The organism is Phyllobacterium sp. CCNWLW183 (assembly GCF_037203775.1).
In the GTDB taxonomy this organism is placed as follows: Bacteria; Pseudomonadota; Alphaproteobacteria; order Rhizobiales; family Rhizobiaceae; genus Phyllobacterium; species Phyllobacterium ifriqiyense.
Map to the genome: position 1 here is coordinate 380,687 of NZ_JBBCBN010000003.1, position 14,151 is coordinate 394,837.

Annotated in this window: 16 protein-coding genes; 8 read left to right on the top strand and 8 right to left on the bottom strand. The window is 52.9% G+C overall.

Annotated elements, in window-relative coordinates; all coding sequences use genetic code 11:
- Positions 1–24 precede the first annotated feature (24 nt).
- A complete protein-coding gene (locus V9K95_RS09945; protein WP_336440694.1) occupies positions 25–1,041 on the top strand; it encodes a 2-dehydropantoate 2-reductase in 1,017 nt (338 codons plus the stop codon).
- On the opposite strand, the gene dapD is transcribed toward V9K95_RS09945, so the two are convergent.
- A complete protein-coding gene (dapD, locus tag V9K95_RS09950; RefSeq protein ID WP_307282338.1) occupies positions 1,038–1,892 on the bottom strand; it encodes a 2,3,4,5-tetrahydropyridine-2,6-dicarboxylate N-succinyltransferase in 855 nt (284 codons plus the stop codon). The genes V9K95_RS09945 and dapD overlap by 4 nt on opposite strands.
- Before the next feature lie 150 nt (positions 1,893–2,042).
- Here dapD and V9K95_RS09955 point away from each other — a divergent pair, with 150 nt between their 5' ends.
- Positions 2,043–2,885, top strand: coding sequence for an LOG family protein (locus V9K95_RS09955; protein WP_307282336.1), 843 nt, complete (start codon positions 2,043–2,045; stop codon positions 2,883–2,885).
- A gap of 36 nt (positions 2,886–2,921) precedes the next feature.
- On the opposite strand, the gene V9K95_RS09960 is transcribed toward V9K95_RS09955, so the two are convergent.
- On the bottom strand, positions 2,922–3,659 hold the full coding sequence (locus tag V9K95_RS09960) for a pyrimidine 5'-nucleotidase (protein WP_307282334.1): 738 nt from the start codon (positions 3,657–3,659) through the stop codon (positions 2,922–2,924).
- 184 nt (positions 3,660–3,843) lie between these two features.
- Between V9K95_RS09960 and V9K95_RS09965 the strand changes: the two genes are divergently transcribed.
- Complete coding sequence (locus tag V9K95_RS09965; protein ID WP_307282332.1) at positions 3,844–4,599, top strand: GGDEF domain-containing protein; 756 nt, start codon at positions 3,844–3,846, stop codon at positions 4,597–4,599.
- Between the two features lie 6 nt (positions 4,600–4,605).
- Here the strand turns inward: V9K95_RS09965 and phhA are convergent, their stop codons facing one another.
- On the bottom strand, positions 4,606–5,439 hold the full coding sequence (phhA, locus tag V9K95_RS09970) for a phenylalanine 4-monooxygenase (RefSeq protein ID WP_336440695.1): 834 nt from the start codon (positions 5,437–5,439) through the stop codon (positions 4,606–4,608).
- Positions 5,440–5,561: 122 nt separating this feature from the next.
- Between phhA and V9K95_RS09975 the strand changes: the two genes are divergently transcribed.
- On the top strand, positions 5,562–6,044 hold the full coding sequence (locus V9K95_RS09975; RefSeq protein WP_307282328.1) for an Lrp/AsnC family transcriptional regulator: 483 nt from the start codon (positions 5,562–5,564) through the stop codon (positions 6,042–6,044).
- Here V9K95_RS09975 and argB read toward each other — a convergent pair whose 3' ends face one another.
- Complete coding sequence (gene argB / locus V9K95_RS09980; RefSeq protein ID WP_115051448.1) at positions 6,045–6,947, bottom strand: acetylglutamate kinase; 903 nt, start codon at positions 6,945–6,947, stop codon at positions 6,045–6,047. It lies immediately after the preceding gene.
- A 172-nt stretch (positions 6,948–7,119) separates the two neighbouring features.
- Here argB and V9K95_RS09985 point away from each other — a divergent pair, with 172 nt between their 5' ends.
- The 3 genes from V9K95_RS09985 (at position 7,120) to V9K95_RS09995 (ending at position 8,995) form a co-directional block, all read left to right on the top strand.
- Complete coding sequence (locus V9K95_RS09985; protein ID WP_115051449.1) at positions 7,120–7,659, top strand: sigma-70 family RNA polymerase sigma factor; 540 nt, start codon at positions 7,120–7,122, stop codon at positions 7,657–7,659.
- Positions 7,656–8,360 carry an anti-sigma factor gene (locus tag V9K95_RS09990; RefSeq protein ID WP_307282325.1) on the top strand — a complete coding sequence of 235 codons (705 nt, stop codon included), beginning with the start codon at positions 7,656–7,658 and terminating at the stop codon, positions 8,358–8,360. The genes V9K95_RS09985 and V9K95_RS09990 overlap by 4 nt, the downstream gene beginning before the upstream one ends.
- An 83-nt stretch (positions 8,361–8,443) precedes the next feature.
- Positions 8,444–8,995, top strand: a complete 552-nt coding sequence (locus V9K95_RS09995) for a fasciclin domain-containing protein (RefSeq protein ID WP_115051451.1) — start codon at positions 8,444–8,446, stop codon at positions 8,993–8,995.
- An 82-nt stretch (positions 8,996–9,077) separates the two neighbouring features.
- Here the strand turns inward: V9K95_RS09995 and yihA are convergent, their stop codons facing one another.
- The 4 genes from yihA to rpmH form a co-directional block, all read right to left on the bottom strand.
- Positions 9,078–9,713, bottom strand: coding sequence for a ribosome biogenesis GTP-binding protein YihA/YsxC (yihA, locus tag V9K95_RS10000; RefSeq protein WP_307286340.1), 636 nt, complete (start codon positions 9,711–9,713; stop codon positions 9,078–9,080).
- A 220-nt stretch (positions 9,714–9,933) separates the two neighbouring features.
- A complete protein-coding gene (yidC, locus tag V9K95_RS10005; protein WP_115051452.1) occupies positions 9,934–11,772 on the bottom strand; it encodes a membrane protein insertase YidC in 1,839 nt (612 codons plus the stop codon).
- Positions 11,773–11,819: 47 nt separating this feature from the next.
- Entirely contained in the window at positions 11,820–12,182 is a 363-nt protein-coding gene (gene rnpA, locus V9K95_RS10010; RefSeq protein ID WP_115051453.1) for a ribonuclease P protein component, read from the bottom strand.
- 47 nt (positions 12,183–12,229) lie between these two features.
- Positions 12,230–12,364 carry a 50S ribosomal protein L34 gene (gene rpmH / locus V9K95_RS10015; RefSeq protein ID WP_040853797.1) on the bottom strand — a complete coding sequence of 45 codons (135 nt, stop codon included), beginning with the start codon at positions 12,362–12,364 and terminating at the stop codon, positions 12,230–12,232.
- 260 nt (positions 12,365–12,624) lie between these two features.
- Between rpmH and V9K95_RS10020 the strand changes: the two genes are divergently transcribed.
- Positions 12,625–14,139 (top strand): sensor histidine kinase, encoded by a 1,515-nt coding sequence (locus V9K95_RS10020; RefSeq protein WP_370878777.1) that lies wholly within the window; start codon positions 12,625–12,627, stop codon positions 14,137–14,139.
- Positions 14,140–14,151 lie beyond the last annotated feature (12 nt).

Here is a 14,151-nt window from a genome sequence, read left to right on the forward strand (position 1 = left end):
CGCTTTTTGCTTGAAGGATGTGTCATGGTCTCCAACAAGTCGCGCATTGTTGTCGCTGGTTCAGGATCAATCGGGTGCTATGTCGGTGGAAGCTTGGTAGCAGCTGGACGCGCGGTCTGTTTTTTGACGAGGCCTCGCACCGAGGCAAAGCTTCGAGAGGCCGGACTTAAGGTCATCGACCTTGATGGGACACAGCAACTCATTCCACATCATGAGTTCGAACTGAGCAGCGATCCTGCAGTAGCCTTTGCGGATGCCGACATTGTTCTGATCACAGTTAAAAGCGGCGCCACCGAGGAAATGGCCGGACTTGCCGCAAAACATGCGCCTGCTGGTGCCATTATCGTCAGCCTTCAAAACGGCGTCGGCAACACGGAAATTTTACGCCGCATACTGCCGGAAGGAACGGTCGTCATTGCCGGAATGGTGCCATTTAATGTCGTCCTGTCCGACAATTCCGCAGAACCGCTCACGGTAAGGCGAACCACTCAAGGCACGGTCCTCATCGACAAGGTTTTGGCTGAACTGCCCCGCGTCCTTTCGGTGCCCGGCCTGCCGGTGCAAGCGCACCTAGATATAGAGGGTGTTCTTTGGGGAAAATTGCTGATGAACCTCAACAATGCGCCAAATGCGCTGTCAAACTTACCGCTTGCCGAGCAGCTGGCAGATCGCAAATGGCGGCAGCTTGTAGCCGACCAGATGAGCGAAGCCCTCAACATCATGACGGCGCACGGCATCGAGCCGGCAAAAATCCAGGGCGTAAAGCCCGCTCTTCTTCCCTGGATTTTAAGATTGCCAAATTTTTTATTTCGCGTCGTCGCGCGCAAGATGCTGGCCATTGATCCGAGGGCACGATCATCCATGTGGGAAGACTTTGCGCGTGGCCGGCCAACGGAAGTGGATTATCTCCAAGGAGTGATTATCCAAATGGCACGGGAGAAGGGCCTATCGGCTACGCTCGCCCGTAAAGTTCTGTCCTGCGTCAAGCAAGCGGAGGGGAAACCCCTCCGCAGCCATTCCATTGAAGAAATCCGGTCTTAATCGCGCAGAAGCTCATTTATCGAGGTCTTGGAGCGGGTCTTTTCATCGACGCGCTTGACGATGACGGCGCAATAGAGACCTGGCCCCGGCTCACCATTTGGAAAAGGTTTTCCAGGCAGTGTTCCTGCAACCACGACAGAATATGGCGGCACTTCACCATAAAAGATTTCGCCCGTGGCACGGTCGACGATTTTGGTCGATTTGCCGATGAAGACGCCCATACCGAGAACGGCACCTTCGCGAACGATACAGCCTTCAACAACTTCCGAACGGGCGCCAATGAAGCAATTATCTTCGATGATCGTCGGGCCGGCCTGCATGGGTTCAAGAACGCCGCCAATGCCTACACCGCCTGAAAGATGCACGTGCTTGCCGATCTGCGCGCAGGAGCCAACCGTTGCCCACGCATCGACCATAGTGCCCTCGCCGACATAAGCACCCAGATTAACAAAAGACGGCATGAGGATTGCGCCTGGCGCAATATAGGCGGAACGGCGAACGATCGCATTGGGTACTGTGCGTATGCCAGCCTTGGCAAATTCAGTCGCGCCCCAGCCATCGAACTTGGATGGCACCTTGTCCCACCAGGTTGCGCCACCGGGTCCACCTTCGATGATGCCCATTGGGTTGAGGCGGAATGACAGGAGTACAGCCTTTTTAAGCCACTGATTGACCTTCCAATTTCCGTCGGCCTGTTTCTCTGCCACGCGTGCTTCGCCGCTATCAAGGAGAAGCAACGATGTCTCGACCGCATCGCGGATTTCACCGCGTGTTTCAGTGCTGATCGCATCGCGTTCGTCGAAGGCCTTGTCAATCGTCTTTTCGAGGCCATTCAGATCGGGCTTGGACATTTTAAGGTCACTCCATTACACGGGCAATTAATATCAATGGCCTAGTAAGATAAGTCTGCGAGAGGGTCAATCGCAGCACCATAATGTTGGATAAGGAATCCGATTGGATGTCTGCCAGCGTCATCTACGCCGCAGAAGGAGAAGTGAAAATTGAATACTGACGAAAAAAACGGCTGGACGCCATTTTCCCACTCTTCTGAAGCGGTTCGCCGTGTAGGCGAAGCGCCTTCAACACCGCAGACCGAGTCCGACACCTATCGTCTCGCCTTTGCCGATCCCGATTTCATGACCAAACGTGAATTGCGTGCCGTGCGGCTGCAACTCGAATTGCTCAAGCCGGAAATGGCTTTGACCGAGCGTGGCATCCGCTCGACAGTCGTGCTGTTTGGCGGGGCGCGCATTCCGGAGCCCGGCGGTGAGGCATGGGCAGCCAAAAACGAGGTTCAGAAGAAAAACCTTGAGGCAAACTCACGCTATTATGCCGAGGCGCGGAAGTTTGCGCAGCTCTGCTCCGTCTATTCGGCGACCACCTACAACCGCGAATTCGTCATTGTGACAGGTGGTGGCCCCGGCGTGATGGAAGCGGGCAATCGCGGTGCTGCCGATGTTGGCGCGCCAACGATCGGCCTTAACATTGTGCTGCCGCATGAACAGGCGCCCAACGCTTATGTTACGCCGGACTTGTGCTTCAATTTCCATTATTTCGCGATCCGCAAGATGCACTTCCTGATGCGCGCCAAAGCAATGGCCATTTTCCCGGGCGGGTTCGGGACAATGGACGAAACATTCGAGGCGCTGACCTTGATTCAGACCGGTCGCATGGAGCGCATACCGTTCCTGCTTTTCGGCAAATCATTCTGGGAAAAGACGATCAACTTTGAGTTTCTCGCGGAACAAGGTGTCGTTTCTCCTTCTGATCTCGAACTTATTACGTTCGTGGATGAGGCGGAAGAAGCATGGGACGTCATTCGTAAATTCTACGATTTGCCTTGAACGCAATGATGGCCGCGCATTAACTCCAAGCGGCTCTCATTCCTCAACTTGAGCGGGAACCTGCCTGTCGACCTGACCCGGCAGGATCGCGCTCAAAAATGCCGACAGATTATCGGTGACATAATCAACATGATCCGTTTGACCAGGATCGCGTTCCCAAATTTCTGAAAAAGTTGGTTCGAAATTGTGCGGCACGATCAATACTGTTTTCATGCCAAGCGCTTTGGGCTCGATGAGATTACGAGCAAGATCCTCAAACATGACGCTGCAGCCGGGGTCTATCTTGTACAGGTCTAGAAACCGGTCATAGGTCGCCCTTTCAGGCTTGGGCATCAACTGAGCGGCGACAATATCAAAAATATCGTCAAACTCGTCCAGAACGCCTAGCTGTCTGGCGGCGCGTTCCGCATGACCGCGATCACCATTGGTGAAGATAAATTTGCGGCCCGGCAATTGGCGAAGCGCGATGGTCAATGATGGATCGGGAACCAGCCAAGAATAATCGATATCATGCACTTTCTGCAGAAAGTCATCTGAATCAATATCATAACGATCCATCAATCCCTTGAGGGTCGTGCCATATTCTTTGTAAAATTGTTTTTGTACAATGCGCGCATCTGCACGCGAAAGCTTCAACAAATCGGCTACATAACCCGTCATTTTCATATCAATCTGTGAAAACAGGTTGGAATGATGCGGGTAAAGGGTATTGTCGAGATCGAAAACCCAATCTGTCACATGGGCAAAACTTAAAGGATCTGGTTGGTTTGTCATATTCGCTTGGGTTTCCGCTCAGCTTTCCATCATAGAAAATTGGAGACTCTGCTCATTCTTTTGAAGCAATAGGAGAAAACCGACTTAACTGCGACCGCTTTTAAGTTTTTCGCTAACTGCTGTTTCATGAATTCGTCGTAGTAAACCGTGTTGTTGCTTCCGAGGTTAGGGTCAGGACCCATTAATGTCCAGAATTCTTCTCAAATGTCTGACCATAACGATCGTCTCGGTGATATGCTCATTGTTGATCACCGGGATCATTATGCATGCCAATGACATGCATAATGCGATGGGTTATGTCATCGCGACGGTTTGTCCAGTGCTGATCTCTCCGATCCTCTCCTTTATCGTCATCCGGCAATCCGAGCGGCTAAGCCGCGCTTTGGAAGCGCTCAGGCGCGTGAAAGAAGAGCTGGAAGTCACAAATGCAAAGCTCTTTGAGAAATCATCACGCGACAGCATGACGGGCCTGCTTAATCGTGAGGCATTTTTCGATCATCTTGACGAAGTAAGGACACGTCAGCCCTGCTCGCTTCTCATCATTGATGTCGACCATTTCAAGAAGATCAACGATGTTCACGGCCATTATGTGGGCGATGGTGCCCTGATGGCTATTGCGCGTTGCATAACGGATTGCGTTGGCACAGACGATAGTATCGGACGCATCGGCGGTGAGGAATTCGGCGTCTATCTGGCGACAAAAGAAAACAGCCGCGTAACTGCGGTTGCCGAGATAATCCGGGCTGAGGTAAACCGCATGGATTACCGAACACCCCATAGCGAGCGCGTCAGACTGAGCGTCAGCATTGGCGGGATCGTCGACATATCCAGCGGCGCGGTCGTCGATCATTTTCAGACCGCCGACCGCAAACTCTACGAGGCCAAGCGCAATGGCCGCAATTGTGTATTCATCCAGTCCGGGATGAAAGAAGCGGCCTGAGAAAACTCACACAGCAGCCGCGTCAAGCGGGTCTGCATCCTTCCATTTCGCAATCAAGGTCGGCATATCAGCATTGCTGAACGCATCCCGCAGCGTGTCAAATGTGGGCAGCACAAAATATGCCCGCTGGAACTTGTCAATCTCGTAACCGGTACGCATGACTGTTTCCAGATCAAATGCCACATGATGGGCATCAGAGCTTGTCACCGCAAATTGCAGTTCGCTGAAGGACGACATCAACCCGGCACCAAATGCCTTGAGCGGTGCGCCTTCTTCCTGGATCAAGCCGAATTCGGCCGTATACCAGTACAGCCGCGAAACCATCTGATCGCCGCCCATTTTTACAGCTTCACCGCCTTTTTGTCCGTAAAGCTGCATGAAATCCGCAAAGACCGGCTGACTCAAGATTGGCACATGGCCAAAGAAGTCGTGAAACATGTCCGGTTCGACGATGTAATCGAGTTCCTTCTTGCTGCGCAGCCAGTTCGTCACCGGGAAACGGCGATTGGCGAGATGATCGAAAAATGGCTCGATCGGGATGAGACCCGGAACAGCAACAATTTCCCAATTTGTCAGCTTGTGCAGACGCTCGCTTACCTCGTGAAAATCCGGGATCTGCTCCAATAGGCCTAGTGCTTCAACACCATCGAGATAGGAGCGATGAGCAAGCTTTGAGGTGAGTTTGGTCTGGCGGTCGCAAAGGGTGCGCCAAACCTCCTGATCCTCGTTTGAATAATCGTAATTTTGCTCCACGGTAAAATCTGGCTGACAAACCGTATAATTACCACGCAATCCCTGCTCGGCACATTCGCGCGCATATGCTTCTACCGAAACGGTCATGATACCCTCCTCCTCCAATTGTATCGAAATCAGATTAGAGCGAGGCTTGAGGTGAATTTGACCTATTCATCTCCTTAAGCGAATATTTGGAGGCAATCACACCTATAATTTGGGAGAATCGGGTGAAAGAACCTCAATTTGATGAATTTGAAATCAGAATGCTGCGATCCTTGCAGGATAATGGTCGTATTCCGGTTACGGACCTCGCGCAATCTGTCGGCCTTTCGGCCACTCCCTGCGCCAGAAGGTTTGAAGCGCTGCAGGAAAGCGGAGCAATCAAAGGCTTTGCTGCCATTATCGACAGAAAAGCCATTGGCTTGATGGTGGAAGTGTTCATTCAAGTGCGTCTGAATACGCATAGCGACGATTCGCCGGAACGTTTCATCGCAGAAATTCAACGGCTGGACGAAGTTTCATCCTGCTGGACGATGACTGGCACGCATGATTTTCTGTTGCATGTGATGGTTCCAGACGTTGATGATCTCAACGCCTTCGTCATGCATCGGCTCATGCGGTTAAAGGGTGTGCGCGACGTGCACACCCAGCTGGTTTTACAGAATATCAAAGGTCCCGGGAAAATCCCTCTTGATCACTTGAAAAAATGATCAGGGGACGATGAGCGTTCCGGCACCCCGCTCGGTGAACAGTTCCAGAAGCACTGAATGAGGTGTCTTGCCGTTGAGAATGACAACGCCTTCAACGCCGCGATTGATCGCGTCAATACAGGTTTCCACCTTCGGGATCATTCCACCGGAAATTGTGCCATCCTTGATCAGCGCACGCGCTTGTCCGACGGAAAGCTCCTTGATGAGTTCCTTGTTCTTATCGAGAACGCCCGGCACATCTGTGAGGAATAATAGACGTGATGCCGCCAATGCACCGGCAATCGCGCCAGCAAAGGTGTCAGCATTGATGTTGTAGGTGTTTCCATCCCGCCCCGGCGCAACGGGAGCGATGACTGGAATCATTTCGGACCGGGCCAGCAGATCAAGCAGCGTACGGTCTATTTCAACCGGCTCTCCGACAAAACCCAAATCAACGATCTTCTCGATATTGGAGTCCGGATCGATGATGGTTTTCTTTGCCTTCTCGGCAAAGACCATGTTTCCGTCCTTGCCGCACAGCCCGATAGCCCATTCGCCCTCGGCATTGATCAGAGCTACGATCTCCTTATTGATCGATCCTGCCAGCACCATCTCAACGATTTCCAGCGTCTTTGCATCGGTAACGCGCAATCCGCCTTCGAACTTTGATTCAATGCCCATTCTTGCGAGCATTGACGCGATCTGCGGACCACCGCCATGGACGACAATCGGATTGATTCCCGACTGTTTTAGAAGGGCGATATCGCGTGCAAAGGCTTTGCCCAATGCCGCATCCCCCATGGCATGACCGCCATATTTCACCACAACGGTCTTGTTTTCATAGCGCTGCATATAGGGAAGCGCTGCAGAAAGCAGGCTGGCCTGAACTTCAGCAGTGCGGTCGGCTTCAGTAGGGGATGACATGGATGCGAGAGCTCCAGTTTTGCAAGGACGGTGGGTTCTTAACGCTAAAGTCGAGACGGGGCAAACATGATTTCGGCTATTTGCGAATGTTTTTGCCCGATGACCATTGACAGCAAGTCTGTCAGGCAGATTTAACTTGGTTCAAATAGAAGAAAGTTGGAAACGCTGTCGTATGACGCCTGAAGGCATCTCCCAGCTCATAACACGAGTCTCGCTTCGGGACCGCAATGCTTTCGATGCCCTCTATTCATCAACGAGCGCGAAACTTTTTGGTGTGTGCCTGCGTATCTTGAGCAACCGAACGGAGGCTGAAGACGCGCTACAAGACATCTACGTCAAGATCTGGAACAAAGCCGACCGATTTGCGATCGCCGAAACCAGCCCTATTTCATGGCTGGTTGCAATTGCCCGGAACCATTGCATTGATATCTTGCGTGCACGCAAACCATCGTCCAGCGATCTCGATCAGGCAGCCAACATCGCAGAACCTTCAGCCAACCCGGAACAATCTTCTATCGCTGCGAGTGAGTCACGGCGTATCTATGATTGCCTCGGCCAATTGGATCAAGCCAGAGCAAGTGCCGTGCGAGGTGCCTATCTGAATGGCGACAGCTATGAGGATTTGGCGGCGCGGCACAAAGTACCACTGAATACGATGAGGACTTGGCTGCGGCGCAGTCTTCTCAAATTGAAGGAATGTCTCGAAGCATGAGCGCGACCCCAACAGATAGCACACCGCCGGACGATGATTTCATCGCCGCTGAGTATGTGCTGGGCGTGCTTGCACTGGACGAGAAGCAAAGCGTTGAACGGCGTATCGCCACTGATGTGTCATTCGCCCGGCTTGTGGCCCGCTGGCAGCAGCAGTTCGATGGAATGAATGCAGAGTTTGATCCGGTAACTCCGCCATCGCATATGAAGGCTCTTATCGACAAACGCCTGTTTGGAACGGTTAGTCAGCAATCTGCTCCATTCTTCGGTAATCTTGCCTTCTGGCGCGCCGTTGCCTTTGCTGCGCTGGTTCTTGCTGCTATCGGCTTCGGCCGCGATTTCCTGAACAATTCTTCTGCGCCCGATAGGCAGCTCATTGCGTCAATGGATGCAAGTGGTAGCGCCTACCGCACGGTTGCTGTGTATAATCAGGATCGCAAGCAATTGAAGGTCAGCCTCGTGGCAGGCGAGTTGCCAGCAGATCGTTCACTTGAACTATGGCTGATTGCCGGCACCGACGCGCCTGTCTCGCTTGGCCTCATCAAGTCAGCACAACTTACTGAGTTTCCTCTCGACAGATCACTTGCGGGAAAGCTGCAGGAAGGGACAACGCTCGCCATTACATTGGAGCCTCTCGGCGGCTCACCTAACAAGACAGCAACTGGCGCAATTGTTGCGGCCGGTACCGTGCGCGAAATTTAATGTAGGTGTTTTGAAACTTAAATCAAACTGGCCCCGTATCTCCATCTGACCTCAACCGAGGGAAACAAACAGTGGAGAGAGACATGTTAAAGAAATCACTTGGTCTGATCGCGCTTTCGACAATGCTGATTGCCGGCGTAGCCTATGCAAAGAACCCTATGGTCGGCGGCGCTGCCATGTATGAAAACAAGAACATCATCGAAAATGCCGTTAACTCCAAGGATCACACCACGCTCGTGGCCGCTGTCAAAGCTGCCGGACTGGTCGAAACTTTGTCAGGCAAAGGCCCGTTTACCGTGTTTGCCCCGACAAATGAGGCCTTTGCCGCTTTGCCAAAAGGCACCGTAGACACTTTGCTCAAGCCTGAAAACAAGGACAAGCTCGCCAAAATCCTGACCTGCCACGTTGTTGCGGCCAATGCGTCTTCAAAGGCAATCATGAAGATGGTCGATGATGACAAGGGCGCGCATCCAGTAAAGACTGTTGGCGGATGTGTCTGGACTGCAAAATATGAAGGCAAAAAGCTCACACTTACCGATGAGAATGGCACCGTCGCCAATGTAACCATTGCTAACGTCAATCAATCGAATGGTGTGATCCACGTTATCGACAAAGTATTGTTGCCAAAGATGTAATCTGAGCAACAGACATGCGCAGACTGGCATCTGCGCATAATTGCCCCGCAGAATCCACCGACACCCGGATCAGCGGGGCTTTTTATCGATTTTCCTGTTCTTCCAGCAGCTGGGCAATTGCCGCCCGCAACTCATCAAGACCAGAGCTTTTTTCCGACGACGTTGCTAATATGTGCGGATAGGCGGCTGCACGCTTCTTGATCGCCAATGCCGTCTCATCCATCAACCGTGGAACACCGGCGGGTTTGATCTTGTCGATCTTTGTCAGGACGATCTGATACGAGACCGCCGCTCTGTCGAGCAGATCAAGCACTTCGGCATCATTCTTCTTAATGCCGTGGCGGGCATCTATCAGAAGATAGACGCGTCGAAGCGTTGTGCGTCCACGCAAATAATCAAAAACAAGTCGCGTCCAGGCATCGACCTGCTCTTTCGGCGCCTCTGCAAAGCCATAGCCCGGCATGTCGACAACAGCGAGTGGTGGCAGATCACCATCTTCGCCTGAATAGCCTTCGGGAACAAAGTAATTCAGTTCCTGGGTCCGGCCCGGTGTATTCGACGTACGTGCCAGGCCCTTTTGCCCAATTATCGCGTTGATCAATGAGGATTTACCGACATTTGAACGTCCGGCAAACGCGATCTCAAGCGGCCCTTCCGGCGGGAGGAATTTCATCGCAGGAACCCCGCGGATGAAAACCCATCCCTTGGCGAAGAGCATCCGGCCCTTTTCGATGAGCCTGTTTATATTGTTTTGCGCTTCGTTCACGTCTTTTCCATTCGTTAGGCGGTCGGTACCAGTGGTCTGCGACCGGTGGGACGCAAATGTCAAATTTGCTTTAGACTGCATTCAATATTGATCGGGTTGTTATCAACCGGAAGCCATCAAAAGAAAAGCCCCCGATCATGCCGGGGGCTCCTAAGCTCTTGCCGAGCCGATGTTATTCGGCCGGTTTTGGCTTTTTACGGAACAGCCCCGAAAGATTGTCCCAAAGCTCCACCTTCGCGCCCTGGCGCTTCATGATGATCGCCTGCTGTGTGATGGATAGCGTGTTGTTCCAGGCCCAGTAGATCACCAGACCAGCCGGGAAGCTGGCCAGCATGAATGTGAAAATAACGGGCATCCAGTTGAAGATCATCTGCTGTGTTGGGTCTGGAGGTGTCGGGTTCATGCGCATCTGCAGGAACATCGTCACGCCCATGATCAGCGGCCAGATGCCGATCATCAGGAATGCTGGAACTGTCCAGGGGATAAGACCAAAGAGGTTGAAGATCGATGTGGGATCGGGCGCTGCCAAGTCCTGAATCCAGCCGAAGAATGGCGCATGGCGCATTTCGATGGTGACGTACAGTACCTTGTAGAGCGCGAAGAACACCGGAATCTGGATAAGAATTGGCCAACAACCGGCGATCGGATTGATCTTTTCGGTCTTATATAATTCCATCATGGCTTGCTGCTGCTTGACCTTGTCATCCGCATATTTCTCACGGATTTCAGTCATCTTGGGCTGCACAAGTTTCATGCGCGCCATTGAAGCATAGGACTTGTTGGCAAGCGGGAAGAACAGCGCTTTCAGGAGAACGGTGACAACAAGAATGGCGACGCCAAAATTGCCGATTGCCTTATAAAGCCAGTCGATGAGGTAGAACATTGGCTTGGTTATGAAGTAGAACCAGCCCCAGTCGATCAGAAGATCGAACTGAGGAATGTTACGTTCTTTTTCATAGGCGCTGATCTTGCCAACTTCCTTGGCACCCGCGAAAATCATGTTTTCGATGCTTGTCGACTGACCTGGCTCAATCGTCGTTGCGTCCGAAAGGTAGTCACTCTGGTACAAGGGACGGCCACTGTCGAAATAGGACATGCGCGCCTGGAACGGCTTTGCCGGAGATGGTACAAGTGCCGCAGCCCAATATTTATCGGTTATGCCTATCCAACCGGTATTGGTCTTTTCCGGCAAAACTTCTTTTTCTTTTTCAATGGCTGCGAATTTGTATTCAAGCAGCTTGCCGTTGGTTACGGCAATAGGGCCTTCCTGAATGACATAGGTGCTTGCATGCAGGGGCTTGGAGAAACGGGTTACACGGCCATAGGACGCCAAGGAGATCGGTGTTTGGGTGCCATTGGTCACGGCATCCTTCACCGTGAACATGTAATTGTCATCAACGCTGATTGTGCGCTTGAATGTCAGGCCCTTTTCGTTGGTAAAGGCAAGCGTGACAGGTGTTGCGGGCGTCAGCTTATTATTGCCCTCCACTGTCCAGACCGTGCTTGGTCCCGGGACCGCACCCGTGGTGTCGTTGCCGGTAAATCCGATTTCGACAAACTGGCCATCGACCATCTGCGAGGGGCTGAGAAGCTGAATAGTCGGCGAGCTATCATCGACAGTCTCGTGATATTGCTTCAGCCGCAGATCGTCCAAACGCGCGCCCGTCAGGCTCAACGAACCGCTAAGGCTGGGCGTATCAATCTGGATACGGCTCGTCTGGCCCAGCGCTGCCTCACGGGTCACAGTTCCTGCCGCTTCCGGAGACTGACCTGGAATATTTGCGCCGGGGGCCGCTGGTGTCGATGATGGGAGAGTGGCCGTTCCGTCAGGATTTGTCCCAGCGGGCGCGCTAGCCTGCCCGTCAACGCGCGTTTGCCCCTGGCGGGTCGCTTCGATCTGGGCTTGCTCTCGCTGCTGTTCAACGCGGGGGTTCATATAGAACACTTGCCACAGCGTCAGGATCACAATGGATAAGGCAATGGTGATGAAGAAATTACGGTTGGTTTCCATTGTCAGTCCTTGGTCTAATCCAGTCGGGTCGGGTTCAACTGCGCCTGTCAGGGCTTGGGTGAACGCCGGGTCATTGATTTCTTGGCAACCCGTTTTGAGAGTTCCCGGGTCAAATCCGCAAACGATGCCTTCAGGGCGTCGGGGCGGGCAACGATCACATAGTCGGTTCCGGCAGCCATGTCATCAGCAACATTGACGCGCACAGCTTCTCGCAGGCGGCGTTTTATGCGGTTGCGGACAACAGCGTTTCCGTTTTTCTTGGTGACCGTAAAGCCTACGCGGGTGGGACCGTCCTGATCGTCCCGCTGTTTGACTTCAACAAGGAAATAAGCACCGCGGCGCTTTTCCCCGTTACGGACAGCCAAAAACTCCGCTCTCTTGCGAAGGCGGAGTGGCTTTTGCTCATTCATTCTATAGTGCCAACTTTGGCCATCCGCACGAAATCGCGCGGAATGACTTATGCCGACAACCGCTTGCGACCGCGAGCGCGACGCGCTGCAATAACCTTGCGGCCGCCTGCCGTTGCCATGCGGGCACGAAACCCGTGACGACGTGCGCGGACAAGCTTGGATGGCTGATAAGTACGCTTCATTTGTTAAATACCGCGGTGTGCGGCCCTTCTTGTGGTCTGTTCTATGACAGGAGCATATCAGGACCGCCGTTAGCGTATTAAAAATACACCGTTGATAAAACGTCACGCGGGGCGGTCAACCCGGACGTGCGCGGCTTATAGATGCGTGAGGCCTATAAGTCAATTGATGGACGTGATTCAAAAATAGGCAAATTCGCACAAGTGATTTATTGTATGGCATGGGCATTTGACCTACACAATGTAGGGTCAATGGAGCTTATATGGTCATCAGTCAGCAAAAGCCGGAACAAAGCCCGCAAATGAGTGCGGGAAGGCGTTTGCCTGTGCTGAAGCGTCTTTCTGGCAAGTTGCTGCGCCTGACCCTCCTGTTTGGCCTGCTGGCCGAGGTCATGATTTTCGTTCCCACCATCGCAGATATGCGCATTCGCTGGCTATCTGACAGGCTCAATACTGTTGCTGCCGCAAGCGTGGTGCTGGCAGCCAGCGACGCCAAAGACGTTCCGCAATCTGTGCAGGATGATGTCTTGCTGGCGACGGGCACCAAGGCCATTGCATTGAAGGAAAATGGAGCTTCCCGCTTGCTAGCGGTATCCGACATGCCTTCGAAGGTCGACAAACACATCGACATTACCGTAACCGACCCTCTGACAATGATCCGGGGTGCATTTGACGAACTCATCTATGGCGGCGACCGCATTATCCGGGTCTACGGCCCTGTGGGCGATACGGGAAAGGTCATAGAGCTACTCACATCCGACGCTCCGTTGCGCAATGCCATGCTGCTTTATGCCCGCAACGTTGCCCTGATCTCTTTGTTCATCTCGGTCATTACAGCCAGTCTCGTTTTCCTCGCCATCAGCCGCCTGCTTATTCGCCCGATACAGCGAATGAGCGATAATATGCTTGCCTTTGCGCAGCAGCCCGATGACCCTCAGCGTATCATCGTACCCGGAAAACGGGAGGATGAGCTGGGTATTGCAGAGCGTGAGCTTGCCGATATGCAGCACCGGCTGCAACGTACCCTCTCCGAACAGAAACATCTGGCTGATCTCGGCCTTGCTGTCTCGAAGATCAATCATGACATGCGCAATATTCTCGCATCCGCCCAGCTGATATCCGATCACCTTGCCAATTCCAGCGATCCGGCAATACAGCGTTTTGTTCCCAAGCTCGTACGGACAATCGACCGGGCCATCAACTATTCACAAACTGTTCTCGCCTATGGCGGGACACAGGAAGCTCCGCCGCAAAGACGCAGGGTCAAGCTCCACGCCATCGTCAATGACGTTGAGGAAATGCTCGATCTTGATGCAAAGGCGGGAGCCGAGACGAAACCAACTATCGAATTCAAGAATCTTGTGCCGGAAACATTCGAAATTGATGTCGACCCCGATCAATTTTTCCGAATTATTTCCAATCTCTGCCGAAACTCTGTCCAGGCCATGCTCGGAGATACCCGTAGCGATCCATCATTGGTCCGGCGGCTGACGGTCACGGCCGGACAAATCGGCACGACGTCAATCATTGGCGTAGACGATACCGGCCCCGGTCTGCCTGCGAAGGCGCGCGAGAATCTCTTTACCGCGTTCAAGGGTTCGGCGCGATCAGGAGGCACCGGCCTTGGCCTTGCAATTGTTCACGAACTCGTTCGGGCTCATGGCGGCACCATAGAATTGCGTGATCATGAGGGCGCTGGAACCAGTTTTGAAGTCCGCATTCCTAATCAGCCCGTATCGCTTGCTGAATGGCGATCCCGCCGCAGTTCAATTTCTTGACATGAAGTTCAA